Below are 25,537 nucleotides of genomic sequence, written 5' to 3' on the forward strand. Positions count from 1 at the left end.
ACGCATACCAAACACATATGTGCGCTGGTCTCATGCTTCGCCCGCGAACGCTCCGATCCCACGGTCCTCGGTGGTGTCGCCACGGGTCAGGTACCGGTACACCAGGAACCCGATCACCACCGCCGTCAGCGCGGCCAGCAGCAGCAGGGACGCCAGCGCGTTGAGTGCAGGCGTCGGCGCGCCGCGGGCGGTGTTGTAGATCTTCACCGACACCGGTTCGGTGGCCGCGTCGCCGGACAGGTAACGCACCAGCACGAAGTCGTCGATGACGTCGGCGAACACCAGCACGGTGCTGGCGAAGATCGCAGGCATCAGCATCGGCAGGATGATCCGTCGCAGCGCACCGATGGGCGAAGCCCCGAGATCCATTGCCGCTTCCTCGTATTGCGGGCCGATGGTCGCCAACCGTGCCCGCACCAGCACCGCGGGGTAGGACACCTGGAAGGTAACCAGCCCGATCACCTGCGCGGTGGTGCCCAACTCGATCGGCAGCGCGATCGTGGTGATCACGAACAGCAGCGCGACGGCCAGCAGCACCTCAGGCAACACGAACGAGATCAGCATCAGGAAGTTAGCCCCGGCGGGCAGCCTGCCGCGCCAGCGGTCGATGCCGATCGCGAACAGCACCCCAAGTGGGACGGTGATCAGCGTGGTGACCACACCCAGTTTGAGCGTCTGCAGCAGCGCGGTGTGCAACGCGTCGTTGTGCCAGACGGACAATGTTTGGTCGCCCCAGTACCACCGGAGCGAGAAGCCCTGCCACGTCGTGCGGGATCGGCCGTTGTTGAACGAATACAGCACTGCGACGGCCACCGGCAGCAGCGACCACACCAGGTAGCCGACGGTGATGGCGACCAGAAAACGCGGCGGCCGCCACGGATCGTTCCACCACGCATGAGGTGATTTCACGACGCCACCTCGTCACGGCGCGACGTCACCCGCAGGTAGTAGAGCATCGGCAGCAGCGCCACCAGGAACACCAGCATCACGAACGCACCCGCTTGGCCGGTCCGCCCTGGCGCTTGCACGCTGTCGTTGATCAGATTGCCCACCATCGCCGTCTTGGGGGAGGCCGACAGCATGTCGCTGGTGAAGTAGTCGCCGAGCATTGGCAGGCAGGTCAATAGCACTGCGGCCAGGATCGTCGGCCTGCACAACGGCAGCGTCACGCGCCAGAACGACGAAAACCGGTCTGCGCCAAGGTCACGCGACGCCTCGAGTACCGGCTGAGGCAGCCGATCGAGTCCGGCGTAGAGCGGAAGGATCATGTAGGGCACGTATCCGTACACCAGGCCGAGGATCACCACCACCGGCTGGCCGGTCAACCAGTTCACGCCGACGTCGAACAGTCCACCGAAGGACAGCACCTTGTTCACGATGCCGTCGTTCTGAAGAAGGTTGACCCACGCGAACATTCGCATCATGTAGCTGATCCAGAACGGTGCGATCAGCAGCGCCAGCAGCAGCCCTTTGCGCCTGCCCGACAGCCGGGCCACGTAATAGGCCACCGGGAACGCGATGAGCAGACACAGGCAGCTGGCGGTGACCACGAACACCGCGGTGCGCAACAGCGCGGCGCCGAAGATGCCGTCGACGCCGACGATGTGGGTCAGCACAAAGGTGAACTGTGCTGGATGCCACTGCAACGGATTCCACACCGGGACGGGTGTGCGGAACAGCGGGTCGACCTGACCGAACACGATGCACAGCACCACGTATAGCGGGAAGATGAAACACAGCAGCAGCCAGATGATTCCGGGCGCGGCCAGCACCGGCCACAGACCTCTGACGCGTTCGCGGCGCGGAGTGGTCCGCTGCGGTGGCGCCGCGATTACCGGAACCGCCACTGTGTTCAACCCCCGGTCGCTTCGCTGCTGCCCGCCGGACCTCTATGACCCGCCGGCCTTGAAGGTCTGCCAGACGTTGTGCCACGCGGCGTCGTTGGCCGGGTCGAGCTCCAGCAGCCGGTAACCGGTGTCGAAGTACTCCGGCCTGACGATCGCGCTGCGCAGGTTCTCCGGGATGAACTCTTCGTGCACAAGGGAATCCGGAGTCAGCGAATTCTGCGGCGGCTGGTAACCGATCGCGGAAAAGTTCTCCTTGGCCACCTCGGGTTCGAGCATGTGATTGATGAACAGGTGCGCGAGCACCGGATTCTTGCCGCCCTTGAGCGTGACGAGCATGTCGTTGTCGACCATGCCCTTGCCGTCGGCGGGGAACCAGTAGCGAAGGATCTCCGGGCCGGTGCCCTCGGGCAGATACGACTGCGCGTTGATGATGTCGCCCGACCACATCTGCGCGAGCCCCAACTGCCCGGCGGGCAGCTCGCTGTACCCGGTGATGGTCACCTTCGGTGAGGTCGCCTTCGCCAGCGACTGGAGCTGCTCGCCGACCATCTTGAGGTCGGCCTCCGACGAAGTGTTGATATCCGTGATCCCTTGCCGCAGAAGCACCATCGCCATGGTGGTGTGCCAGTCGTCGAGCACCGCGGTCTTGCCCTTGTACTGCGGATCCCAGAACGCGTCGTAGGGATTCTTCAGCGCGCCGATGTCGGCGGGCACCTGATCGGTGCGCCAGCCGATACCCGTGGTGTAGATGGTGTAGGGCACCGTGTAGCGCCACTCCTGGTCGTACCACGGGTTGGTGAAGCTGGGCCACACGTTCTTGATGTTGGGGAGGTAAGAGTGGTTGAGCGGGCGCAGCAGCCCGCCGTTGACCAGTCGGCTGATCTCGGTGTAGTTGGCGTTGTAGATGTCGAAGTCGACGCCGCTGCGCAGTTTGGTGATCGCTTCGTCGCCGTCGTTGAAGGTGGAGACCTCGATCTTGGTCTGGTACTGATCCTCGAACGCCTTGATCGCCTGCGGGCTGAGGTAGTCGGCATAGTTGTAGATCTTCAGCGTCGCGCCCTTCTCGGGAGCGAGGCCGTCGGCGATCGGCTTGTTGTCGTCGGGGATCGGCCACGTGACCGGTTTGTCGGGCGCCGCCAGCGTCATGGTGGGCGGTGAGGAGGACGACGCGTTCTTCGAACAGGCTTGCAGGAACGCAGCCAGAGTCGGTGCGCTCGCGGCGAGGATTGCGGCGCGCGCCAGGAATTGTCGCCGACTGGTGGGCTCGGGCATTGCGGCCTCCCCGTTGCTTTCACGCCTCGTCGCTGGTAGGACTCAAGCATAGACTGAATGCTCAGTCAACCGCCCCGGAATCGAGGTTTGACCGTGTCTTCGTCGGTGGTTCAAGGCCAGGAAACCGACATCATCAAACAGCTGATCGCCGCCGAGGAACAGGTGTTTCTGCGCCGACAGCCACGCAGCACCGCGCTCATCGCGCAAGCCCGCGAACATCTGGCGGGTGGCGCGACGTCCAACTGGCAGATCGCCGAACCGCAGGCGGTGTGGATGAGCCACGGCGCAGGCTCCAAGGTCTACGACGTGGACGGCACCCAATATGTCGACATGCACGGCGGCTACGGCGCTTCCATTGCCGGCCATGCCCATCCGGCCATCGTGTATGCGGTCAGTGACCGGGTTCGTCGCGGCACGCATTTCGCGCAGCCGACCGAAGACGCGATCTGGAACGCGAGCGAACTGGCCCGCCGGTTCGGGCTTCCGCTGTGGCGGTTCGCCAACTCCGGGACCGAAGCCACCATGGACGCAGTCCATCTGGCCCGCGCGCTGACCGGGCGCGATCTGATCATCAAGGTCGAGGGCTGCTATCACGGTCACCACGACTCGGTGCAGGTGTCCGTGCTCCCGGAGGCCGACGAGATAGGGCCCCGCGACCATCCGATCGGTGTGCCCGGTAACTCCGGAATCGCCTCCGCCATAAGTGATTTGGTGATTGTGGTGCCGTTCAATGACGCGGAGGCCGTGGCCAGGGCGCTGGGCGAGCATCGCGGCCGGGTGGCCGCCATGATCCTGGAACCGGTGATGATGAACGCGGGCATCATCCCGCCCGACGACGGATACCTCGCGGCCATCCGCGACCTCGTGCACGCCGACGGTGCGCTGCTGATCTTCGACGAGGTGAAGACCGGGTTCACCACCGGCCCAGGCGGCGTCACCGGGCTGACCGGCGTCGTGCCCGACATGGTCTGCCTGGCAAAGGCGCTGGGTGGCGGCATCGCAGTGGCGGCGATCGGCGGGACGGCCGCCGTGATGTCGGCGATCGCCGACGGCCGCTACGAACAGGTCGGCACGTTCAACGGCAACCCGCTGGCGATGGCGGCCACCCGCGCCACCCTCACCGACGTGCTCACACCTGACGCATACGCACACCTGGATCGCCTCGCCGACCGGCTGCGGGTGTCCCTGGAATCGGTGATCACGCAGCACGGCTTCGACTGGCATGTGGTGACCGTCGGCGCCAAGGGATGCGTGACGTTCCGCCGCGAACGGGTGCGGGAGTTTCGCGACTTCCTCGAGATCGACGCCAGACTCGGCCACTTGCACTGGCTGATGCAGCACAATGGCGGTGTGTTTCTCCCGCCGTGGGGGAAGGTGGAGCAATGGCTGTTGTCGGTTCAGCACGACGAGGACGATGTCGACAGATTCGCCGCGAACTTCGATCGGTTCGGGCAGGCGGTGGCGAACTGAACAGGACCATGCGCCGGTGACCGGCGGGCAGGAGCGAAGCGACCCGGGGAATAGATCGGGCGGCGCGATCCGGCTGCAGCAGCTGGCCAAGTCGTTCGACGGGGTCCCCGCCGTGACCGGTATCGACCTCGATATTCCAGGCGGACAGTTCTACTCGCTGCTCGGGCCGTCCGGGTGCGGCAAGACCACGACGCTGCGGATGATCGCGGGCTTCGAGAAGCCGGACTCCGGCCGCATCGAACTCGACGGCCGCGACGTCGCGAACGATCCGCCGCACAAGCGCCCTGTCAACACGGTCTTCCAGACCTACGCGCTGTTCCCGTTCATGACGGTGTGGGACAACGTCGCGTTCGGGCTGAAGTATCAAAAGGCGTCGCGTGACCAGACCAAGCGCCGCGTCGGTGAGGCGCTGGATCTGGTCCGGATGACCGACTTCGCCAAACGCCGTCCCGCACAACTGTCCGGCGGCCAGCAGCAGCGGGTCGCGCTGGCACGCGCACTGGTCCTGCGGCCCAAGGTGCTGCTGCTCGACGAGCCGCTCGGCGCGCTGGACGCGAAGTTACGCAAACAACTTCAGCTGGAACTGCGCGCTGTGCAGCGCGAGGTCGGGATCACGTTCGTCTACGTGACCCACGATCAGGAAGAAGCGATGACGATGAGCGACCAGATCGCCGTGCTCGCCGAGGGCCGCGTTGAACAGGTCGGTCCTCCGCAGGTCATCTACTCCGCTCCCGCCACCACGTTCGTCGCCGGATTCATGGGTGCGGCAAACATATTCGACGCCGACGTGCTCGAAACCGGCGACGGCACCGCGGTGTGCGCGGCGTTGAACGCCCGACTGGCGGCGGCGGTCGACGCGTCGACCGCACTGGGCGCGGCCGCGATCGTCATCCGACCGGAACGCATCGCGCTGCAGGAACCCGGTGAGCCAATAGGGCGGGGGCGCAACGTGATTGGCGGTGTTGTGGCCGAAGTCGTGTATCAGGGCAATTGCACGCAGGTGCACGTCGACGTCGGAGCGGCCGCCCCGCTGATGGTCGAGGTGGCCAACCACGCGGGTCCCGCCTCGGTGACACACGAACCCGGCGCCACCGTCAACTGTGTGTGCACGCACGACGCGGTGCGGATACTGCACCGCAGCGCCGCGGTTGCGGTGACCGATCCCGTTGCCGACCAGGTCGGCGCGCTCAGCCCCTCTTAGCGGCTTTCGCCTTGCCGTTCACCCTCTTCTTGGCCGGCGGCAGATCCAGTTCCCGTTCGGCGAATCGCATCGCGATGTCATAGGCCAGATCGGAGTCGACCTCCGGGTCCTCGAGGGCCACCTGGATGGACAGCCCGTCGAGTAGCGCCGAGAACTCCATCGCGAACATCCGCTTGTCCTTGGCGCTCAGCCCCGAGGAGCCCAGCGCGTCGACGATCATGGTGCGCCAGCGAGCGTCGAGTTCCGCCCGGCCCGCCTTGATCTCGTCGTGCCGAAACGCCTGCGCCCACAGATCGAACCACAAACCCCACGCGCCGGGGATCTCGTCTGAGCCTTCCGGCACACAGGTCCACTGGATCAGCAGCGACAGTCGCTCCCGCAACGACGGCACCTCCGCCAGCATCTGCTCGGCCGCCTCGTAGAACGATTCCTCCGAATACCGCAGCGCGTCGACGAGCAGACGGTCACGAGTGCCGAAGTAGTAGATGACAAGCGCAGAGCTGACACCTGCGCGCTTGGCGACATCGGCGATGCGGGTGTCTCCGAAACCACGCTCACAGATCAGCTCTGCTGCGGCACGGAGCATTTCGATGCGGCGAGCCTCGTTCTGCTCGGTGGCAGGAGCTGGATCGGCCATGGCGTCGTCGGTTCCCTCCTGTACAGCGCTGGTCTTGTCTGTAGCGTAACACTTCGTTAGATTGAACAGTCAGTCAGGACGGAAGCGGAACCTGTGATATCGAACAATTACGACGCCCTCGTCATCGGCGGCGGCCACAACGGCCTGGTATCTGCGGCGTACCTCGCCCGTTCGGGCGCTGGGACATTGGTGCTCGAGGGACGCAGCACCCTGGGCGGGGCCGCCACCACGGAATCACCATGGGAGGACGCGCCGCAGCTGCGAGTGACGCGACTGTCCTACGTGATGAGCCTGATGCCGCCGACCATCGTGCGCGATCTCGACCTGCCCTGGCACGGCTACAAGGTGCACCCGATGGGTCCCTACTACCAGGCGTTCCCCGAGGGCGGTTCGCTGACGATCTACGAGGACGACCCGTCGCGCACCCACGAGCAACTGGCCAGGTGGTCCAAGAAGGACGCCGAGGCGTGGCCGAAGTGGAACGCCTGGCTCGAGGGCATCGCCGACGTGATGGGCCCCCTGCTGACCCTGGTGCCACCCAACATCGGCTCACATCGGCCTGCAGACCTGCTGGACCTGGCCAAGTTCGCATGGAGCCAGCGCGGTATCACCGTACGCACCACCGCCGACGTCACGCGGTTGTTCACCATGAGCATCGCCGACCTCCTTGACGACTGGTTTGAGTCACCGCAGATCAAGGGTGCGCTGGCGGTCAACGGTGTGATCGGAACATGGGCAGGGCCCTTTGAGCCCGGCACCGCTTATGTGATGGCGCACCACTCGATCGGCGACGTCGGCGACGGCCAACTCGGCAGCTGGGGCTACCCGGAAGGCGGCATGGGTGCGGTCTCCGCGGCGATCGCCAAGGCGGCCCGCGGGTTCGGCGCCGAGATCCGCACCGACGCACGCGTCGCACGGCTTCTGGTCCGCGACGGCCGGGTGCGTGGTGCGGTGCTCGACAACGGTGACGAGTTCCACGCACCGCTGGTAATCACCACGCTGCACCCGAAAATTGCTTTCCTGGCCCATATTCCACGCGCCGAGCTGCCCGAGGACTTCGTCGCCGACATCGAGCACTGGAAGACACGCAGTGGCGTCGTGAAGATCAACCTGGCGCTCGGCGAGCTGCCGAACTTCACCGCCGACCCCAGCGACGGGCTGGCCGAACACCACACCGGGTCGGTGGAGATGGCGCCGACGATGGAGTTCATCGAGGCGGCGTTCCAGGACGCGCGCGCTGGCAGGCCCGCGCTGATGCCGTTCAGCGACGGCGTCATCCCGACCACGCTGGACAAGACCCTGAATCCCGATGGCACACACATCATGTCGCTGTTCACCCAGTGGGTGCCCGCCGAGTGGAGCCAGGCGCCGCACACCGAGGAGTTGGACGCCTACGCCGATCGTCTAATCGATCTCTACGATCAGGTCGCACCCGGCTTCAAATCGTCCATCCTGCACCGCGACATCGTCGGACCATACGAGATGGAACAGGAGTACGGGCTTATCGGCGGCAACATCTTCCACGGCGAGTTGTCGCTGGAGCAGCTGTTCCACATGCGGCCCGCCCCAGGTTACGCCGACTACCGGACACCGATTGCCGGGCTGTACAACGGAAGTTCGGGTACCCATGCCGGTGGCGGGGTGTGCGGCATCCCGGGATGGCAGGCGGCGCGCGCGGCGCTCGCCGACAAGAAGCGGCGCTGGCGCCGATGACCCGACAGCGCCGGGCGGCAGTCGCCTCGATGCTCGGCGCGCGGTCCATTGCGGTGGTGGGCGCAAGCGCGCGCGAGGACAGCTTCGGCGCGCGGATGGTTTTCGAGGCCCAACGCGGCTCAGCACGTGTGCATTTGGTGAATCCCCGCTACGACAGCATCGGTGAGCTGCCCTGCGTCCCTTCGCTGGCCGACCTCGACGAACCGGTCGATGTGGTGCTGCTGGGGGTGCCCGACTCGGCGCTGGTCGAGCAGTTGGAGGTCGCGGCGGCCACCCGTGCGCGGTCGGCGGTGCTGTTCGGATCCGCACACGGGTTGCGCGAGAAGATCGCGGCGATCGCCATCGCCGCGGACATGGCGCTGTGCGGCGCGGGCTGCATGGGTTTTGTCAACAATGTCAACGGAGTACGCGCCCTGGGCTATCTGGAGCCAGATCCGGTGCCGGCCGGTGGAATTGCGCTGGTGACCCACTCAGGGTCGGCGTTCTCGACGCTGCTGCGCGCGCGACGCGGATTCGGCTTCCGGCTGGCGGTGTCGTCCGGGCAGGAGCTCGTGACCGACACCGCCGACTACGTCGACTATGCGCTCGACGACCCTGAGACGAAACTAGTTGCCTTGCTGATGGAGACGCCACGGTCCGTGGCGCGGCTGCGGCGGGTCTTGCTGCGCGCCGCCGAGCAAGAGGTGCCGGTGGTGATTCTCACTGTCGGCGGATCGCCGCCGGGCCGGGCGATGGTGGCCGCGCATTCGGGCGCGCTGGCAGGCGAACACGCGGCGTGGCAGGCGTTCTGCGCTGTCACCGGCGCCGTGCACGTCAGCGATATGGCGGAGTTCACCGACACCCTGGAACTGTTCTCGGCGGGCCGGCGGGCGCGCGGCGGCGGGATCGCGACCGTGCACGACTCCGGGGCCGAACGGGCGCTGGTGGCCGACCTGGCCGACGAGCTGGGGGTGCCGTTCGCGGATCTGGCCGACGACACCGTGGCGACACTGGGTGCGCTACTCGACGACGGCCTCGCCGCGACCAATCCGCTCGATGTCTGGGGTACTGGCGCGGACACCTGCGACCTGTTCGGCTCGTGTCTGCGCGCGATGGCCGCCGACCCGGGGGTGGGCGCCACCGCGCTGGCCGTCGACCTCGTCACCGAATACGATGGCGACACGTCCTACGCCGACGCGGTCCTCGACGTCGCGAAGGCGACCGATGAACCACTGGCGGTGCTGGCGTCGGTGCCGTCGGCCATCGATGCTCTGACCGCACAACTATTGCGCGGCAACGGGATTGCGGTGCTGGAAGGCTTCCGCAGCGGCCTGTCGGCTCTCGGGCATCTGGTGCGCTGGCCGCTGTCGCTCGACTGGCAGGCAGACCGCGCGCCGCGGCCACGACCCTTGCCCGACGACCCGTTTGAACTGCTGGCGGCGTACGGGGCGCCGGTGGTCGAGACGCGCACCGCCGACTCGATCGACGCGGTGACGGCGGCGGCAGAGGCGATCGGCTACCCTGTGGTGTTGAAAACCGCTGGGACGCAGCATAAAAGCGATGTGGCAGGCGTGGCCCTCGACCTCGCTGACGGTGAGCAACTGGTCGCTGCGTATGCCGCGATGACGCGATCCCTCGGACCCGTCGTGACGGTGCAGCCCATGATCACCAACGGAGTCGAGGTGTCGGTGGGGTTCGTGCGCGACGACGTGTTCGGGCCGCTGCTCGTGGTGGCGGCGGGAGGCACGCTGGTCGAATTGCTGGCCGATCGGGTGGTGGCGCTGCCACCGGTGTCGCACGCAGGCGCGCTGGCGTTGCTGGATCGGCTGCGCATCCGGCCGCTGCTCGCCGGTTGGCGCGGCGGCCCCGCCGTCGACGTGGCTTCGCTGGCCGACGTGATCGTGGCGTTCTCGCAGATGGCCGTCGAGTGCGGCGACGCCGTGGACGCCGTGGAGGCCAACCCGGTGATCGCCTCTGAGCACGGTGTTGTCGCAGTCGATGCCCTGGTCCAGATCCGTGCGGCAGAATCCTAGAGATGGCGTGGGATTTCTCGACCGAACCGGAATTTCAGAAGAAGCTCGACTGGGTCGAGGAGTTCTGCCGAGAAGAGGTCGAACCGCTCGAGTACGTGTTCCCGTACGCCGTCCGTTCGCCGGATCCCCACGTCAAGGCCTACGTCCGCGGCCTGCAACAGCAGATCAAGGATCAGGGGCTGTGGGCGTTGTTCCTCGACAAGGATCTCGGCGGGCCCGGCTTCGGGCAGCTCAAGCTGGCGCTGTTGAACGAGGTGATCGGGCGCTACCCGGGTGCGCCGCAGATGTTCGGCGCGGCCGCCCCCGACACCGGCAACATGGAGATGTTGGCCGCGTTCGGCACCGAGGAGCAGAAGAAGCGTTGGCTGGTGCCGCTGCTCAATCAGGACATCTTCTCGGCGTACTCGATGACAGAACCGCAGGGCGGGTCCGACCCCAACCTGTTCAAGACCCACGCCGTGCGCGACGGAGACGAATGGGTGATCAACGGCGAGAAGTGGTTCACCTCAGCCGGCCGCGTTGCCGACATCCTGTTCGTGATGTGCACCAACGGCATGTTCGTGGTGCCGCGCCAGACCGCCGGGGTGGAGATCCAACCGGAGCCCCGCAACCACAACCACATCATCTACCGCGACGTCCGGGTGCCGCTCGATCACCTCCTCGGTCCGGAGGACGGCGCGAAGACGTTGGCGCAGCGCCGACTCGGCGGCGGCCGCATCCACCACGCGATGCGCACCATCGCGCAGTGCAAACTGGCGTTCGACATGATGTGCGAACGGGCGCTGTCTCGCGAATCGCACGGCAAGATCATCGGCGAACACCAGATGGTGCAGGAGAAGATCGCCGACTGCTACGCCGCGATCCGGATGCTGCGCCTGCTGGTGCTCGAAACCGCCTGGAAGATCGACAATTCCAGCACCAAGGACGCCCGCACCGACATCGCGACCGTCAAATTCACGATGGCGAAGGTGTTGCGAGACGTGTCATTCAATGCGCTGCACATCCTCGGTTCGCTGGGCACCACCGACCTGACACCGCTGCAGGCCATGTACGCCAGCGCGCCGACGATGGGTCTGGCCGACGGCGCCGACGAGGTGCACAAGGCCACCGTCGCGCGTCGAGTGTTGCGGGAATACCAACCGCAGGTGCACCCGTACTGGCCGTCGGAGTACATCCCCGCCAAACGTGAAGCGGCATGGGCGAAGTTCGAGCAGAAGTTCGAGGAGGACCCGCAGTTGCGCGCATCGGCCGAGGCGTACAAGAAGTACTTCGCCAAGAGGCGCTGAGTTCTTCTCCGGCGAGTGGACGCAAAGTTGCGCGACACGCCGCGGCCCTTGACACGGGTTGATACGCTCACTTCGGCTGTGAGGTTGATGACCTCGCGGCCTTTTTGGTGCCCTCGGCCGATCCCGGCCGGGGGCCTTCTTCGTATCTGGAGGAAGCATGACCGAACTCATCTCAGACGAGGGGCAGACGTGGGCGGTTCCAGCGATTGCCGATGCGCTGTCCGACATGTTCAAGAAGGACCCGAACTGGTCGCTGTTTGCCGACGGCGGCCACAAGCGGTTCGGCGACGGGCAGGGCGACGACCGGCTGTGCCCTGAATGCGGCGAATTGTGGGGCTTCATCTGGATGTACATGTGGGTGAATCGCACGGTCAAGATGTGGGCCAACATCGACTCGTTCTACTGCCCGAACAGTCATCGCTGGACCGTGGTGTGCGTCCCGCCGGTAGACATTGGCGACTCTGGTTTCTCGGGAGTTCGTTGGGCCGTGGCTTGATCGATGCCTCAGCCTGCGGCGCTGAAATAGTGCGCGGCGGGGTCGGCCAGCAGCGGCGCGAACGCCGCCTCGGCGGCACCGATCATCAGGGTCAGCGTGCCCAGGCTGGCGGCCACGATGCGCACCTGCTCGTGCGGCACACGCATCGAGTGGCGGGATACCGCGGTGTCGAGTGCCGCGGCGGCTTGTTCCGGGAACGCCCGGAGGAACCCGCCGAGGACGACGAGATTGGGATTGAGCAGGTTGATGGCGTTACCGAGCGCGATGCCGAGGTACTGCGCTTGATGGGCAACGGTTTTCGCGGTCGTCTGGCTCACTTCGGTTTCGAGGCAGCCGATTCGTCCGCAATGACACGGTGCCGCGCCGCCGACGTAGGTGTGGCCGAGTTCGCCTGCATACCCCGCCGCCCCCTCCAGCAGCTCACCGGCCACCACGAATCCGGCACCGATTCCGCTGGCGCCGCCGTTGACGTAGATCATGTGGTGCGCGTCGCGGTGTCCACCGAAGATGTGTTCGGCGACGGCGCCGAGGTTGGCATCGTTGGCCGCGAATACCGGCAGTTCGACTGCTGCGCACAGCATTCGGCCCAACGCGACATCGTGCCAGTCGAGGTTCGGCGCCAGCCTCACCACGGAGTCGGGTGCGTGGACGAGGCCGGGGACGGCAACCCCGATCGCCGTCACACGTCGCTTCTCGTCCAGCTTGCGCCGGATCCGGTCGACGGCCTTCGCGGTGATGGCCACCGTGTCGTCTGCGCTGGGGATACCATCGGTGGGATACCGGTCAACGCTGAGTACTGTGCCACCCAACGCAATCAAACCTATTGTGACAGCGTCAGATTCGGGGTTGACCGCGATTGCCAGTGTGTCGGTCTGAGGTCGCACGATCGGGCTGGGCCTGCCGACCTGACTGGCGGGGGCGGCCTGAGTTTCCTCCACCAGGCCGCCTGAGACCAACTCCTCGACGAGGTCTTTGACCGTCGATCGCGCCAAACCTGTCCTGCGCGTCAGCGCTGACCGCGTCAGCGCGCGGCTGCGATGGACCAGGGTCAGCACAGCAGACAAGTTGCGGCGCCGGACGTCGTCGGTGTTGGTGCCGATCATCGCCGAACCTCCCTTGACAGTGACCCAGCGCACATCTTATGTTCGGACTCAGAACAAATCCAGTGTCAGGAGAGCGCTATGTCCGTCCTTGACTCGACCGTCTCTGCCAGCGGGGATCTTGCCCCGAAGCCGTCCGACAAGTTCTCGTTCGGCCTGTGGACCATTGGCTGGACCGCCAACGACCCGTTCGGGGTGGCCACCCGGCCCGCCTTGGACCCCGTCGAGGCGGTGGAGCGACTCGCCGAACTCGGTGCGTACGGGCTGACCTTCCATGACGACGACCTGTTCCCGTTCGGCAGCAGCGACGGCGAACGCCGCCGCGCCATCGACAGGCTGACGTCGGCCCTGCACGCCAACGGCTTGGCCGTACCCATGGTGACCACCAATCTGTTCACCCATCCGGTGTTCAAAGACGGCGCCTTCACAAGCAATGATCGAGGCGTTCGCCGCTTCGCGGTGCGCAAGGCGCTGCGCAACATCGACCTTGCCGCTGAACTCGGCGCGGAAACCTTTGTCATGTGGGGTGGCCGCGAGGGTAGCGAGTACGACAGCGCCAAGGACGTCCGGGCGGCACTGGAACGCTACGCCGAAGCGCTGAACCTGTTGTGCGAGTACGTACTCGACCAGAAGTACCCGCTGCGGTTCGCGATCGAACCGAAACCCAACGAACCCCGTGGCGACATCCTGCTTCCCACCGTCGGGCACGCGCTGGCCTTCATCGACACGCTCGCCCACCCCGAGATGGTCGGCGTCAACCCCGAAACCGGACACGAGCAGATGTCCGGACTCAACTTCATGCACGGCATCAGCCAGGCGCTGTACTGTCGCAAGCTGTTTCACATCGACCTCAATGGCCAGCGCGGAATCAAGTTCGACCAGGATCTGGTGTTCGGTCACGGCGATCTGGTCAACGCTTTCTCGCTCGTCGACCTGTTGGAGAACGGCGGCGCCGATGGCGGGCCGAGCTACACGGGCCCGAGGCATTTCGACTACAAGCCCAGCCGCACCGAAGACGTCACCGGGGTGTGGGATTCGGCCGCCGCGAACATGCGAATGTATCTGTTGCTCAAGCAGCGGGCCGCTGCATTCCGTGCCGACCCGGAGGTCGGTGAAGCACTGGAGGCGGCGCGTGTCGACGAATTGCGCACCCCAACACTGGCCGCGGGCGAAACGTATCGCGAACTGCTCACCGACAGGTCGGCCTACGAGGAGTTCGACGCCGAGTCCTACTTCGGCGCCAAGGGTTTCGGCTTCGTCCGGCTGCACCAACTGGCCGTCGAGCACCTGATGGGCGCGCGCTGACGTGATACCTCAACAGTGTGGACGTGATGCATGTCACCCTATAAGTTGTCCCGAACAACAAACAACGGTGGATGGATGGAAGGCGGTTCCATGAAACGAGTCAGCGGTCTGATGCTCGCCGTCGTCGTCGGAGCGGGCCTGACGCTCACCGCGTGCGGTGACAACGGCGGCGGTGGCGGCGCCGGCGGCGCCGGCGGCGGTGCCAAGGCGCAGAAGATCGGCGTGATCCTGCCCGACACCAAGTCTTCCGTGCGCTGGGAGTCCAAGGACCGCCCCGAACTCGAGGCCGCGTTCAAGAAGGCAGGCGTGGCCTACACCATCCAGAACGCCGAGGGTTCCGCCGACAACATGGCGACCATCGCCGACGGCATGATCGCCGACGGCGTGACGGTGCTGGCAATCGTCAACCTTGACTCTGACAGCGGGGCTTCCATTCAGCAGAAGGCGGCCAGCCAAGGCGTCAAGACCATCGACTACGACCGGCTGACGCTGGGCGGATCCGCCGATGTGTACGTGTCCTTCGACAACACCAAGGTCGGTGAACTGCAGGGCCAGGGACTGGTTGACTGCCTCGCGGGCAAACAGTCAAATGTGGTGTTTCTAAACGGCTCTCCCACTGACAACAACGCCACCCTGTTCACCGGCGGTGCGCACAGCGTCGTCGACAAGGTGCCGACGGTACGCGTCGTTGGCGAGCAGGCGGTGCCCGATTGGGACAACGACAAGGCGGTCACGATCTTCGAGCAGATGTACACCGCCGCGGACGGCAAGGTCGACGGCGTCTACGCCGCCAATGACGGGTTGGCCGGATCGGTGATCTCGATCCTGCAAAAGAATGGCCGGGCCGGACAGGTGCCGGTAACCGGGCAGGACGCCACGGTCGAGGGCCTGCAGAACATCCTCGCGGGCAACCAGTGCATGACCGTCTACAAGTCAGCCAAGGAGGAAGCGGCCGCTCTGGCAGCGGCGGCCATCGCCCTGTCCAAAGGCGAACAGCCCAAGACCAACAGCACATCTCGTGACGACAAGGGCAACCGGGACGTGCCGTCGGTGCTGTTGACGCCGAAGTCGATCACCAAGGACACCGTCGACGTGGTGTTCAACGACGGGGGCCAGACCAAGGCAGACGTCTGCACCGGCCAGTTCGCCGCTGCGTGCAGCGCCGCTGGATTGTAAGAGCAGTGTCCGATCCGATTCTCGAACTTCGCGGCGTCAACAAGAGTTTCGGCGTCGTGCACGTGTTGCACGACGTGGACTTCCAGGTGTATCCGGGTGAGGTCACCGCGCTGGTCGGTGACAACGGCGCGGGCAAGTCGACTCTGGTCAAGGCGATCGCGGGGATCCATCCCCTCGACACCGGGACCTACGTGTTCGAAGGCAACCCGGTCACGGTGCACGGACCGAACGACGTGTCGGCGCTGGGTGTCGAGGTCGTGTATCAGGATCTGGCGTTGTGCGACAACCTCGACATCGTCTCCAACATGTTTCTGGGCCGCGAGCTCAAGCAAAGGGGAGTGCTCGACGAGTCCAGAATGGAATCGTTGGCCCGCGAAGCACTTTCGTCGCTGTCCGTGCGGACGGTGAAGTCGGTGCGCCAGCCGGTGTCCAGCTTGTCCGGCGGACAGCGGCAGACGGTGGCGATCGCGAAGTCGGTGCTGTGGAACGCCAAGGTGGTGTTGCTCGACGAGCCCACCGCGGCGCTCGGCGTTGCGCAGACCCGGCAAGTGCTCGACCTGGTCCGCAGACTGGCCGACCAGGGCGTCGGCGTGGTGTTCATCTCGCACAACCTGAACGACGTGTTCGAAGTGGCCGACCGGATATGCGCGCTGTACCTCGGTCGGGTGGCCGCTGAAGTGAAAGCCGCCGAGGTCAGCCACAGCCAGGTGGTGGAATTGATCACCGCAGGCCGCTCCGGTGACCTCGGCCTGGCGCAGGTCGAGGCCGCACAGTCGATGTGAGGACCGCCAAATGACAACTCTGAACGCGAAACTCGCCGACGCCGACTTCGCAGGCGACACCCGTACCGACGAGACGTTTGCGGATGCGGTGCGCAGTTATCTCCGGCGCGTGCGAGGGGGCGACATGGGTTCGCTGCCCGCGATCCTCGGCCTCGTCGTGCTGTTCATCGTGTTCGGGCTCGCCAACGAGCGATTCACCTCGGCGCTCAACCTCGCCAACCTCGTCACCCAGGCCGGTTCGATCTGCGTGCTGGCAATGGGATTGGTGTTCGTGCTGTTGCTCGGCGACATCGATCTGTCCGCCGGGGTGGCCGGCGGTGTCTCGGCGTGCGTGATGGGGTTGACCATCGTCAACCACGGCTGGTCCTGGTGGGCCGCGATCCTCGCGGGCATTCTGTGCGGCGCGCTGATCGGCCTGGCGATCGGCGTGCTGCGTGCCAAGTTGGGGATCCCGTCGTTCGTTGTGACGCTAGCGTTTTTCCTTGGGCTGCAGGGCGTGACGTTGAAACTCATCGGGGAGGGCGGATCTATCCGGGTGGACAACCCCGTGATTCGCGGCATCACGATCGACAACATGTCGGTCACGGCGGGGTGGTTGTTCGCCCTGCTGATCGTCGCGGGTTTCACGGGTCTGGAGTTGTATCGGCATCGCACCAAGGTGGCCCGCGGGTTGGTGCACCCGCCGTTCGGTGTGGTGATCGCGCGCATCGTCGGTGTGGCGGTGGTAGCCCTGGGTGTGGCCTACGTGCTGAACCTCAACCGCAGTGTGAATCCGAACATCGAGATCCGCGGCATTCCTTACGTTTTGCCGCTTGTCGGGGTGTTGCTGATCGTTTTGACGCTGGTCCTCAACCGCACCGCGTACGGTCGGCACATCTACGCGGTGGGCGGCAACGCGGAGGCCGCGCGGCGAGCCGGTATCAAAGTCGCCCGCATCAGGATGTCGGTCTTCGTGGTGTGCTCGTCGCTGGCGGCGATCAGCGGCATCATCGCGGCGTCCTACGGCGGCAAGGTGTCAGCATCGTCGGGTGGCGGCAACGTGCTGTTGTACGCCGTCGGGGCGGCGGTGATCGGCGGCACCAGCCTGTTCGGCGGGAAGGGCCGCGCCATCGATGCAGTGGTCGGCGGGGTGGTGGTGGCCACGATCGCCAACGGGCTGGGACTGCTGAATCAGGCGTCCTACATCAACTTCCTCGTCACCGGCGGGGTGCTGCTGCTCGCGGCGAGTGTGGACGCGATTTCCCGCCGACGCCGATCGGCGACCGGCCTCTCCTAGTGTGCGGCTTTCTCTGGGAACGGCAGTGAAATCGGTTCGGGCGCAACGCGACTGTTGCCTTCTGCGTCGAAGCGGTCGAGTCCGAGGTCGGTGAGATCGAGCCATGTGCACTCGCCGGTGGTGGTGAGGTCGGCAGCCACCTGTGCGACGGCCGGACCCCACATCATGCCGTGACCGGCTGGACTGGCCACCACGGTGCCGTCGACGGGACCGTCGTCGGTCAGCAGCGGGCCTAGGATCGGCAGATGGTCGGGGGTGTAGTCGATGGTGGCCGCCCACATGCGCCGAAGGCCCAGACCCTTGATGCCGGGCAGCAATTCCTCGATGCGGTCACGCGCCTTGCGGTAGTACACCTCGTCGAAGTCGGCGGCCACGCCGGGCGGCTCGTCGGGATTGCTCATTCCCCACAGCAGGCCGCCGGCTTCGCCTGGCCGCCAATAGATTCCGGAGGTGATGTCGAAGACCATCGGCACGTCGTGCACGTCGAATGCGGACACGGGCGCGGTGACCACCACCTGGTGGCGGGTGCCACCGGCGGGCACCCGCGCTCCCGCCGCCGCGCCGACATCGGCGAGCTTGGGCCCGCCGGTGAGCACCACGCGGTCGGTGTCGATGGGCCCGTCGGAGGTGTCGACGCCGACCACCCGACTGCCTGCGGTCCGCAGCCCGGTGAACCTGCACCGTTCCCGGACGTCGACGCGATGTGCGGTCAGCGCCGCGGTGTAGGCCAGCACGTTGCGCGGCGCGTCGATGTACCCGTCGCCGGGCGCGTAAGACGCGCCCAACGTGACACCCGGCGCCAGACCGGTGTTTCGGTCGTCGATTTCGGCGCTGGACAGCCACTGCACGGTGAGGCCGAGTCGCTGCTGCAGCGCGATGCGGTCATGGGCTTGTGCGACCTCCGCGTCGGTGAAACACGGCATCAGGTAGCCCTGCGGCACGAAGCCGCAGTCCAGCGGGAAGCGGTCACCGCTGGCGGCGTAGAACTCCTGGCTTCGAAGGCCGAGCTTGATCGCGGTCTCGGTGCCGCCCTGCGCGCGGACCATGCCCGCGGCCCGGCTGCTCGCGCCGTCACCCAGCGTCGCTTTCTCTAGCAGGACGACTCTTTTGACGCCGCTCTCGGCGAGCAGTACGGCCGTCCACGCGCCGACCGTTCCGCCGCCCACCACTACGACATCGGCGCTGCGGGAGCTGGTCATACCACGAAACGCTGGCATAGACTGAACGCTCAGTCAAGAGGTGGAGGCGCGGATGTATGGGCTGACCGATGACGACCTCCGGATCCGGAACGCGGCGCGCGACTTCGTCGAGACGCTGATGCCGCACGAGGTGGAGGCCGAACTCGCAGGCGGCACCCTGCCCAAGGAGTTGACAGCCGAACATCAGGCCCGCGCCATCGAATTGGGCTTGTACGCAACAAATATGCCGACTTCGGTCGGCGGTCCTGGTTGCACCGCCCTGCAACAGGTGCTCGTGCAGGAGCAGTGCGGGCGGGTGACCAACGGCCTCGGCTGGGTGATGGCCACCCCGCCGCAGTGGTGGGTGGAGGTGGCGACCGATTATCAGCGGGAGCGGTGGTTGCTGCCGTCGGTGCGGGGTGAGAAGCACGAGGCATATGCGATCACCGAGGAATTCGCCGGTTCCGATGTATCCGCGCTGCAGGCGACCGCGCGACGCGTCTCCTCGCCGGCTGGCGACGAGTACGTGGTCAACGGTGTCAAGTGGCATGTCACGTCGTTCAACCTGGCCGATTACGTCTTCGTCGAGGCGGTGCTCGACGGTGGCGATCACGTGCTGCTCGTGGTCGACCTGCCCTGGCCTGGGGTGGAAGTGGTTCGCACACCGCAGTATTCACACAACATCGCCGACGAGCACCCGATCGTGGCGTTCAACGACGTCCGCGTCCCCGCAGCCAACCGCATCGGTGCCGAGGGTGATCCGATGACCTTCACCCAGGACTGGTTCCGGTTCGAGCGGACGATGGTTGCCGCGAGATGCGTTGGTGCCGCGCAACGTCTGCTCGACGAGGCCACCGCGTTCGCGCAGACGCGAGTCGTCGCCGGGCGGCCGCTGGGTGAACACCAGTTGGTCGCGGGCATGCTGGCCGACAGCGCGACCGAATTGTTCGCCGCCAGGACGATGCTCTACGAGGTGGCGCGGTCGATCGACGCGGGCCACAATCGTAAGACGGTGCACGGTCAGGCGTCGATGGCGAAGCTGTACTGCTCGGAGATGGCGGGCCGGGTGGCCGACCGCGCCGTGCAGATCTTCGGCGGCCGCGGCTACATGCGTGAGAACGTCGCCGAGCGGATGTTCCGCGAACTGCGGGTGGAGCGAATCTGGGAGGGTGCGAGCGAGATCCAGCGGATCATCGTCGGCCGTCAGCTGATGAATCGGGGGCCGGGGGCGCTGCTCGACGCTTGACGCGAGTAGCCTTGACGCAGGTCGGGGTGACAAGCGAAAGATCGCATCGGACCGGGCACACCATGTTGACGAAGCCACAAGTTGCTGTAGCCACCGTCGCCGCGGTTCTCGCCGTATCGGCAGGTTTACCCATCGGCCAGTCGGCTACCGGGATGGGCGTCGGTATCGCGGCCGCGTCGCCCTGCCCGCCTTTCCTCCCGTGTCAGGGACCACCCAAACCGCCCAAGCTGCCGGGCCTCGGTGGTGGCGGTGGTCCGAAGGCGCCCAAGCTGCCCGGCCTCGGTGGTGGCGGTGGTCCGAAGGCGCCCAAACTGCCCGACTTCGGTGGTGGCGGTGGTCCGAAGGCGCCCAAGCTGCCCGGCCTCGGTGGTGGCGGTGGTCCGAAGGGGCCGAAGCTGCCCGACTTCGGTGGTGGCGGTGGTCCGAAGGGGCCGAAGCTGCCCGGCCCCGCCGACGTCCGGCATGCGTTCACAGTGGGCGGCCCACGCGGTGCGGTGAACGTCGAAGTCCCTGACGCCCTTCGTGTTCCGAAGAACCTGCGGCCAGATTTCCGGGTGCACGTGCCCGGTCTGGGCCGCCTGACCCCCAACGTGCGCTGGCCAGGTGGTCCCGCCGGACACTTGCGGGGCGATTGGAAGGCCGGCTGGCCGTGGCTGGCCCGACCGCACGTCGACCTCGGTCCGAACTTCCGCTGGCGGTGGCCGGGGCGGGTGCCCGGCGATTTCCGCGCCGGCTTCCACTGGCGGGTCTCTCCGAGGGATCTGCGCGTCGATTTCCGGGTGGGCCCCCTCCTCGACTTCAGCGCCGACTGGCGTGGCCTGCGACTGCGACTCGGCCCGCCGCCGTGGCACGGTGGCGTCGCACCGTTGGGTCTGGGACCCGCGCCGTGGGGCTGGGGTCCGCCGCCGCCGCCGAATTGGGCAGGCTGGATCCCGCCGCCGTGGGGTCCCGCCCCGGCACCATTCGACTATTGGGGCATCACCGTGATCCCGGTGTGGGATCCGTATTTCCAGCAGTGGGGCTTCTGGGAATTCGGGGTCTGGGTGCCGTTGCCTGGTCAGTAGTCACCACTGGACGCCGAGCGCCTGGCAGATCGCCAACGGCCCACCGTAGGCGACGATGCTGTCGGTCCACGCGGCCTCGTCGTACTTCGTGCCAGGGCCGGGCCGGACGCTGGCCACGAACAACTGCATATCGTCGACGTAGCGTTGCAGCGACCGCGTCAACAGCCGCGGCGGATTGGCATTCGCATCCAGCGCCTGCTGCGTGCGCCGCGCCCAATCCTGGGTATCAGTAACGAATTTCGGCAGCGCCGCATCCTGCTCCGGTGACCCGGGCTGGCCCGTCGCAAGAAACGCGTTACTGCGGTCATCGTTCTCCTTCATCAGCGGGGCGATGGCCTCGCACAGCTTGCGATCAGCATCGGGATTCGGCGCTTGCTGCGTTGGAGATGCCGCGGGTGCAGGCGGAGGTGGCGGCGGTTCCCTGTTCAGGGCGACGATCGCGACGATCAACGCGGCGACGGCGATGAGGATGGCCAACACCGCTGGAATGGTTCCGGCAATCCCGGGTCTGCCCGGCTGCACTGGTTGGCCGTATGTGCTCATGGCCTCCAGGTTAGGACGGCGCGGTGGCTGGCTGAATCGAGTAAAGCAGCGTCTGTTTGACCGTTTCGATGAACATTGCGCTCGGCGTGTACCCGGTCGCGACCATCCGCATCCGTCCACCGTAGGTGGTAACACCGATGACATGGTCATCGATCTGAGATTGCAGGATAGGACCCCAAAGAGTCGTCGGCGTGATGGAGCCGCGGACGTCGAGATCTTGCACGCCTAGGTTGGTGATCAACAGATCGTACGGAAACGCCTTGGTGAAGAGGTGTTCTGCTGCGGCACTTTCGGCGTCGACGGGCATTGCCTGCTCGATGGTCGCAGAAACCGCCGCAATACCGGACTCCGATCTGGCGATCGTGAGCTCGCCGGTCATGGCCCTGGCCTGGTCCCAGAATGCGGTGCCGTCCCATGGTGTCATCCCGGTGACCGTGCATACGAAGTAATCGGCGCAATCCCCCACGCCGCCGACCAGCGGTCGCACGTTGATCGGACTCAGTGTGCGTACGAACTCCTTACCGACCATCGTCGCGTGCACGCGTGAAGCGGCGGCTATCAAAGCGGCATGCACGGTGGTCTGCTCGGCGCGGCATCGCTGGACCAGACGGGCGGTCTGCGTGGTATCCAACGTCACGGTGCGCACATCGGGGTGCGTTCCGTCGAAGGGCCTGATCGAAGCGGGCTTGGACATCCGAGGATCGGGACTGGCATCGGCCGTCGGGGTTTCGGTGCGTTGGACCGCGCGGGCGACCATCTCTTCCATCGATGGCGGCAGGTCTCGGCGCGTTGACGCTTGTCCGTTGAGCGCGTTGACGAGGTCGCGCATCACCGTGACAGACGAAATGCCGTCGGCCGCGGTGTGGTCAAACGTCAGCAGAATCGTGGAACCGGTCTGGTTGTTGACCAGAACGGCGCGCATCAGCGGTGCTGTCGACCGGTCAAACGGGCGGGCCAATTCGGCGGCGGCGAAAGACTGCCACGGCCGGTCACTTTCGTGAATCGTCAGGTCGATCGGGGCAACGGTCTCAGCGCGATAGAACCCAAGCCGCGACCCTGGGCGGTCCTCGACGTGTACCGACAGTAAGGGATGACGCTCCTGAACCGCCGACAGCGCCGCGCGTACTTCTGTCCCGGTGAACCTCACTTCGAATTCGGCGGTTTGGCAGAAGTGCGCCGGATTGCGTTCCGCGTAGCGATAGAAGAGTCGTTCAAGCGCATCGACGGACCGAACGAGTCGGGCTGTCGTTTGGCCATCTGTGGACTGGTGGGTACGTGCCGGGGCCGACATCGAAACCTCCCTGAAGTCGGAACTTTTCGGCGGTCATAAGCACCGACGATTCAGACCGAGGTTTCATCTCACTGCTGAGGCGCACATCACAAATCAGCTGTGAGTGGCGCGCGGCCTTTCCTGAGTCCCAGCAACCGCATGCCGTGGTACACGACCAGCGCGGCGATCGATCCCAACGCGATGCCGGTGAATGTGAGTTCGCCTGCCTGCCAGGTGAAATCGGCGATGCCGATGATCAGCGGGATGGCCGCCGTCATCTGGTTCACTGGCTTGGAGAAGTCGACGTCGTTGGTCAGCCAGATCCGAACGCCCAGCACACCGACCAACCCGTACAGCACCACCGTGGCACCGCCCAGCACGCCGGGCGGAATCGCGGAGATCGCCGCACCCACCTTGGGGCACAACGACAATGCGATGGCTACCGCAGCGGCGATCCAGTACGCAGCCGTCGAGTACACTCGCGTCGCCGCCATCACGCCGATGTTTTCCGCGTAGGTGGTGGTCGCCGACCCGCCGCCGAACCCGGCCAACGTCGTGGCGACCCCGTCGGCGGCCAGCGCGCGTCCCATCACCGGGTCCACGTCGGTGGCCGTCATCTGGCCCACCGATTTCACGTGCCCGATGTTCTCGGCGACCAACGCGATGACGGCGGGCAGGAACATCGGCAGCACCGCGATCGTGAACGTCGGGGTGTGGAACTCCGGCAGCCCGATCCACGGTGCCGCCTTGATCGCTGAGGTGTCGACCTCGCCGAGGATCAGCGCAAGAACATACCCCGCGACGACAGCGAGGAAGATCGCCAGCCTGCCGATGATGCCGCGGAAGAACGCCAACGTCCCGACGAGCAGGACCAGCGTGACCAGGCCGACCAACGGACCCTTCTCGAAGTTCGACTTCGCGGCGGGCGCCAGGTTGAAACCGATCAGCGCGACAATCGCGCCCGTCACCACCGGCGGCAGCGTGACGTCGATCCAGTGCGTGCCGACCAGATGCACGATCGTGCCGATGATGATGAGGACCACGCCGACCGCGACGAGGCCGCCCAGGGCGCTGCCTGTCCCGTTGGATGCGACCGCCGCCGTCACCGGTGCGATCACCGAAAAACTCGAGCCAAGGTAGCTGGGCAACCGATTTCCGGTGATCAGCAGGAACAACACGGTGCCGACGCCGGAGAACAGCAGCGTGGTGGCGGGTGGGAAACCGGTTAGCACCGGGACCAGAAACGTGGCACCAAACATCGCCACCACATGCTGCGCGCCGATGCCGATTGTGCGCGCCCAGCTCAGCCGCTCGCCGGGCCCGACGACGAAGTCATCGTCTGTCTGCGTCTCGACGTGTTTCCATGTCAGCGGGATCACGATGAGTATCTTGCCTGGGCTAACGCAATTTCGCGGTCGAAGCTACCGCAACCGCCGGACGCCGTAAGCGAGCGCGCCGACGGCCACCACGGCCGCGCCGACGAGCACCGACGAAACCGGCAGCAGCACAGCCAATACCAAGCACCCGACCATTCCGATGCCTGGAATGACCCTGCGCTGTAAGGTCCACGCCGACGCATTCGCAATCGCGTAGTACAGCAGCACCGCGAACGACGAGAAACCGATCGCCCCACGCACATCCGCCAGCGCCGCCACCACGGCGACAACGACTCCGACCACCACCTCCGCGCGATGCGGGGTGTCGAACCGGGGATGTACGGCGGCAAGCGCGCGTGGCAGATGGCGGTCGCGGGCCATCGCCAGCGTCGTTCGGGATACCCCGAGAATCAACGCCAGCAGCGAGCCGAGAGCGGCCACCGCCGCGCCGGCCCGCACTACCGGTTCCATCGCGGGGAAACCGGCCGCACGCACCGCATCCGCCAACGGCGCGGCCGCCGAAGCCAGTGCGGCGCTGCCTAATTCGCTCAGCAACGCGACGGCCACCACCGCATAGATCACCAATGTGATGCCCAATGCGACCGGGATGGCCCTGGGAATGGTGCGGGCCGGATCGCGCACCTCTTCGCCGAGCGTCGCGATCCTCGCATAACCGGCGAACGCGAAGAACAACAATCCCGCCGCCTGCAGCACGCCACGTACGGTCGCGTCGTCGCCGAGAGCCAAACGTGACGACTCTACGTCGCCGAAGCCGAGTACGACGATGACCACCGCGGCGAGCACCGCAAGCACCAGCGCCACGATGACGCGGGTCAGCAGCGCCGACTTCTGGATGCCTGCGTAGTTGACCGCGGTCAACGCCACCACGGCGGCCACCGCGACCGCGTGCGCATAATCCGGCCACACGTAATAGCCGACGGTCAGTGCCATCGCCGCGCACGACGCGGTCTTGCCGACGACGAAGCTCCAGCCCGCGGTGTATCCCCAGAATTCGCCGAGACGCTCACGCCCGTAGACGTAGGTGCCGCCGGACTGCGGATACAACGCCGCCAACCGTGCCGACGCCGTCGCATTGCAGTAGGCGACGACGGCCGCGACAGCAAGCCCGATGAGCAGGCCCGAGCCTGCGGCCGCCGCGGCGGGCGCAAGGGCGACGAAGATGCCAGCGCCCACCATCGAACCCAGTCCGATTGTCACCGCGTCGAAGGTGCCGAGCCGACGGCGCAGCGCAGGGGCGTCCGGCGTGCTCACGCCACGATGCTAGTT

General features: G+C 66.1%; 22 protein-coding genes. 12 read left to right on the forward strand and 10 right to left on the reverse strand.

The annotated features are described in order from the left end of the window. Positions 1–30: 30 nt before the first annotated feature. Genes A5724_RS18945 through A5724_RS18955 form a run of 3 tightly spaced genes read right to left on the reverse strand, consistent with a single transcriptional unit; the run spans position 31 to position 3,119 of the window. Positions 31–909 (reverse strand): ABC transporter permease, encoded by an 879-nt coding sequence (locus A5724_RS18945; protein WP_067805300.1) that lies wholly within the window; start codon positions 907–909, stop codon positions 31–33. Next, complete coding sequence (locus tag A5724_RS18950) at positions 906–1,847, reverse strand: ABC transporter permease (protein ID WP_067805302.1); 942 nt, start codon at positions 1,845–1,847, stop codon at positions 906–908. Before A5724_RS18950 ends, A5724_RS18945 begins: the two co-directional genes overlap by 4 nt. Before the next feature lie 42 nt (positions 1,848–1,889). Continuing rightward, positions 1,890–3,119, reverse strand: coding sequence for a spermidine/putrescine ABC transporter substrate-binding protein (locus A5724_RS18955; protein WP_067805305.1), 1,230 nt, complete (start codon positions 3,117–3,119; stop codon positions 1,890–1,892). Between the two features lie 93 nt (positions 3,120–3,212). Between A5724_RS18955 and A5724_RS18960 the strand changes: the two genes are divergently transcribed. Together A5724_RS18960 and A5724_RS18965 are read left to right on the forward strand one after the other, a co-directional pair. Beyond that, positions 3,213–4,589 (forward strand): aspartate aminotransferase family protein, encoded by a 1,377-nt coding sequence (locus A5724_RS18960; RefSeq protein WP_067805308.1) that lies wholly within the window; start codon positions 3,213–3,215, stop codon positions 4,587–4,589. A 16-nt stretch (positions 4,590–4,605) separates the two neighbouring features. Next, on the forward strand, positions 4,606–5,790 hold the full coding sequence (locus A5724_RS18965; RefSeq protein ID WP_067805311.1) for an ABC transporter ATP-binding protein: 1,185 nt from the start codon (positions 4,606–4,608) through the stop codon (positions 5,788–5,790). On the opposite strand, the gene A5724_RS18970 is transcribed toward A5724_RS18965, so the two are convergent. After that, positions 5,777–6,427, reverse strand: coding sequence for a TetR/AcrR family transcriptional regulator (locus A5724_RS18970; RefSeq protein WP_067805314.1), 651 nt, complete (start codon positions 6,425–6,427; stop codon positions 5,777–5,779). The two genes, A5724_RS18965 and A5724_RS18970, sit on opposite strands and share 14 nt — an antisense overlap. Before the next feature lie 93 nt (positions 6,428–6,520). Between A5724_RS18970 and A5724_RS18975 the strand changes: the two genes are divergently transcribed. The 4 genes from A5724_RS18975 to A5724_RS18990 all read left to right on the forward strand — a co-directional run bounded on the left by A5724_RS18975 (position 6,521) and on the right by A5724_RS18990 (position 11,934). Continuing rightward, the gene (locus A5724_RS18975) at positions 6,521–8,140 is read left to right on the forward strand and encodes an NAD(P)/FAD-dependent oxidoreductase (protein WP_232004895.1); all 1,620 of its coding nucleotides are present in this window, start codon (positions 6,521–6,523) and stop codon (positions 8,138–8,140) included. Then, positions 8,137–10,152: an acetate--CoA ligase family protein gene (locus A5724_RS18980; RefSeq protein WP_067805638.1), complete on the forward strand. Its 2,016-nt coding sequence runs from the start codon at positions 8,137–8,139 to the stop codon at positions 10,150–10,152. The genes A5724_RS18975 and A5724_RS18980 overlap by 4 nt, the downstream gene beginning before the upstream one ends. A 2-nt stretch (positions 10,153–10,154) precedes the next feature. Then, positions 10,155–11,438 (forward strand): acyl-CoA dehydrogenase family protein, encoded by a 1,284-nt coding sequence (locus tag A5724_RS18985; protein WP_067805316.1) that lies wholly within the window; start codon positions 10,155–10,157, stop codon positions 11,436–11,438. Between the two features lie 157 nt (positions 11,439–11,595). Continuing rightward, positions 11,596–11,934 carry a hypothetical protein gene (locus A5724_RS18990; RefSeq protein ID WP_067805319.1) on the forward strand — a complete coding sequence of 113 codons (339 nt, stop codon included), beginning with the start codon at positions 11,596–11,598 and terminating at the stop codon, positions 11,932–11,934. Positions 11,935–11,942: 8 nt separating this feature from the next. Here A5724_RS18990 and A5724_RS18995 read toward each other — a convergent pair whose 3' ends face one another. Then, complete coding sequence (locus A5724_RS18995) at positions 11,943–13,037, reverse strand: ROK family transcriptional regulator (RefSeq protein WP_067805641.1); 1,095 nt, start codon at positions 13,035–13,037, stop codon at positions 11,943–11,945. 78 nt (positions 13,038–13,115) lie between these two features. Here A5724_RS18995 and xylA point away from each other — a divergent pair, with 78 nt between their 5' ends. From xylA to A5724_RS19015, 4 genes are all read left to right on the forward strand, one after another. Then, the gene (gene xylA / locus A5724_RS19000; protein ID WP_067805322.1) at positions 13,116–14,339 is read left to right on the forward strand and encodes a xylose isomerase; all 1,224 of its coding nucleotides are present in this window, start codon (positions 13,116–13,118) and stop codon (positions 14,337–14,339) included. A 90-nt stretch (positions 14,340–14,429) separates the two neighbouring features. Then, a complete protein-coding gene (locus A5724_RS19005) occupies positions 14,430–15,515 on the forward strand; it encodes a sugar ABC transporter substrate-binding protein (protein ID WP_067805644.1) in 1,086 nt (361 codons plus the stop codon). Between the two features lie 5 nt (positions 15,516–15,520). Continuing rightward, positions 15,521–16,297, forward strand: a complete 777-nt coding sequence (locus tag A5724_RS19010; protein WP_067805326.1) for an ATP-binding cassette domain-containing protein — start codon at positions 15,521–15,523, stop codon at positions 16,295–16,297. A 10-nt stretch (positions 16,298–16,307) separates the two neighbouring features. Next, a complete protein-coding gene (locus tag A5724_RS19015; RefSeq protein WP_067805329.1) occupies positions 16,308–17,573 on the forward strand; it encodes a sugar ABC transporter permease in 1,266 nt (421 codons plus the stop codon). On the opposite strand, the gene A5724_RS19020 is transcribed toward A5724_RS19015, so the two are convergent. Continuing rightward, positions 17,570–18,772 (reverse strand): FAD-binding oxidoreductase, encoded by a 1,203-nt coding sequence (locus A5724_RS19020; protein ID WP_067805332.1) that lies wholly within the window; start codon positions 18,770–18,772, stop codon positions 17,570–17,572. The two genes, A5724_RS19015 and A5724_RS19020, sit on opposite strands and share 4 nt — an antisense overlap. A 52-nt stretch (positions 18,773–18,824) precedes the next feature. Here A5724_RS19020 and A5724_RS19025 point away from each other — a divergent pair, with 52 nt between their 5' ends. Together A5724_RS19025 and A5724_RS35030 are read left to right on the forward strand one after the other, a co-directional pair. Continuing rightward, a complete protein-coding gene (locus A5724_RS19025) occupies positions 18,825–19,997 on the forward strand; it encodes an acyl-CoA dehydrogenase family protein (RefSeq protein ID WP_067805647.1) in 1,173 nt (390 codons plus the stop codon). 62 nt (positions 19,998–20,059) lie between these two features. Beyond that, the gene (locus A5724_RS35030) at positions 20,060–21,061 is read left to right on the forward strand and encodes a hypothetical protein (protein ID WP_197518721.1); all 1,002 of its coding nucleotides are present in this window, start codon (positions 20,060–20,062) and stop codon (positions 21,059–21,061) included. On the opposite strand, the gene A5724_RS34660 is transcribed toward A5724_RS35030, so the two are convergent. The 4 genes from A5724_RS34660 to A5724_RS19050 form a co-directional block, all read right to left on the reverse strand. Continuing rightward, on the reverse strand, positions 21,062–21,604 hold the full coding sequence (locus A5724_RS34660) for a hypothetical protein (RefSeq protein ID WP_232004897.1): 543 nt from the start codon (positions 21,602–21,604) through the stop codon (positions 21,062–21,064). A gap of 10 nt (positions 21,605–21,614) precedes the next feature. Beyond that, positions 21,615–22,895, reverse strand: coding sequence for a condensation domain-containing protein (locus A5724_RS19040; protein ID WP_067805338.1), 1,281 nt, complete (start codon positions 22,893–22,895; stop codon positions 21,615–21,617). Between the two features lie 86 nt (positions 22,896–22,981). Further along, on the reverse strand, positions 22,982–24,253 hold the full coding sequence (locus A5724_RS19045) for a uracil-xanthine permease family protein (protein WP_067805340.1): 1,272 nt from the start codon (positions 24,251–24,253) through the stop codon (positions 22,982–22,984). A gap of 42 nt (positions 24,254–24,295) precedes the next feature. Beyond that, positions 24,296–25,522: an APC family permease gene (locus A5724_RS19050; RefSeq protein WP_067805343.1), complete on the reverse strand. Its 1,227-nt coding sequence runs from the start codon at positions 25,520–25,522 to the stop codon at positions 24,296–24,298. Between the last annotated feature and the right edge of the window lie 15 nt (positions 25,523–25,537).

The organism is Mycobacterium sp. ACS1612, from assembly GCF_001667505.1.
Classification (GTDB): domain Bacteria; phylum Actinomycetota; class Actinomycetes; order Mycobacteriales; family Mycobacteriaceae; genus Mycobacterium.

Excerpts from the sequence above, each read along its gene's own strand:
- A5724_RS18955 (WP_067805305.1), bottom strand. The coding sequence starts at position 3,119 with ATGCCCGAGCCCACCAGTCGGCGACAATTCCTGGCGCGCGCCGCAATC.
- A5724_RS18970 (WP_067805314.1), bottom strand. The coding sequence starts at position 6,427 with ATGGCCGATCCAGCTCCTGCCACCGAGCAGAACGAGGCTCGCCGCATC.
- A5724_RS18980 (WP_067805638.1), top strand. The coding sequence starts at position 8,137 with ATGACCCGACAGCGCCGGGCGGCAGTCGCCTCGATGCTCGGCGCGCGG.
- A5724_RS18985 (WP_067805316.1), top strand. The coding sequence starts at position 10,155 with ATGGCGTGGGATTTCTCGACCGAACCGGAATTTCAGAAGAAGCTCGAC.
- A5724_RS18990 (WP_067805319.1), top strand. The coding sequence starts at position 11,596 with ATGACCGAACTCATCTCAGACGAGGGGCAGACGTGGGCGGTTCCAGCG.
- A5724_RS18995 (WP_067805641.1), bottom strand. The coding sequence starts at position 13,037 with ATGATCGGCACCAACACCGACGACGTCCGGCGCCGCAACTTGTCTGCT.
- xylA (WP_067805322.1), top strand. The coding sequence starts at position 13,116 with ATGTCCGTCCTTGACTCGACCGTCTCTGCCAGCGGGGATCTTGCCCCG.
- A5724_RS19005 (WP_067805644.1), top strand. The coding sequence starts at position 14,430 with ATGAAACGAGTCAGCGGTCTGATGCTCGCCGTCGTCGTCGGAGCGGGC.
- A5724_RS19015 (WP_067805329.1), top strand. The coding sequence starts at position 16,308 with ATGACAACTCTGAACGCGAAACTCGCCGACGCCGACTTCGCAGGCGAC.
- A5724_RS19020 (WP_067805332.1), bottom strand. The coding sequence starts at position 18,772 with ATGACCAGCTCCCGCAGCGCCGATGTCGTAGTGGTGGGCGGCGGAACG.
- A5724_RS19025 (WP_067805647.1), top strand. The coding sequence starts at position 18,825 with ATGTATGGGCTGACCGATGACGACCTCCGGATCCGGAACGCGGCGCGC.
- A5724_RS35030 (WP_197518721.1), top strand. The coding sequence starts at position 20,060 with ATGTTGACGAAGCCACAAGTTGCTGTAGCCACCGTCGCCGCGGTTCTC.
- A5724_RS34660 (WP_232004897.1), bottom strand. The coding sequence starts at position 21,604 with ATGAGCACATACGGCCAACCAGTGCAGCCGGGCAGACCCGGGATTGCC.
- A5724_RS19040 (WP_067805338.1), bottom strand. The coding sequence starts at position 22,895 with ATGTCGGCCCCGGCACGTACCCACCAGTCCACAGATGGCCAAACGACA.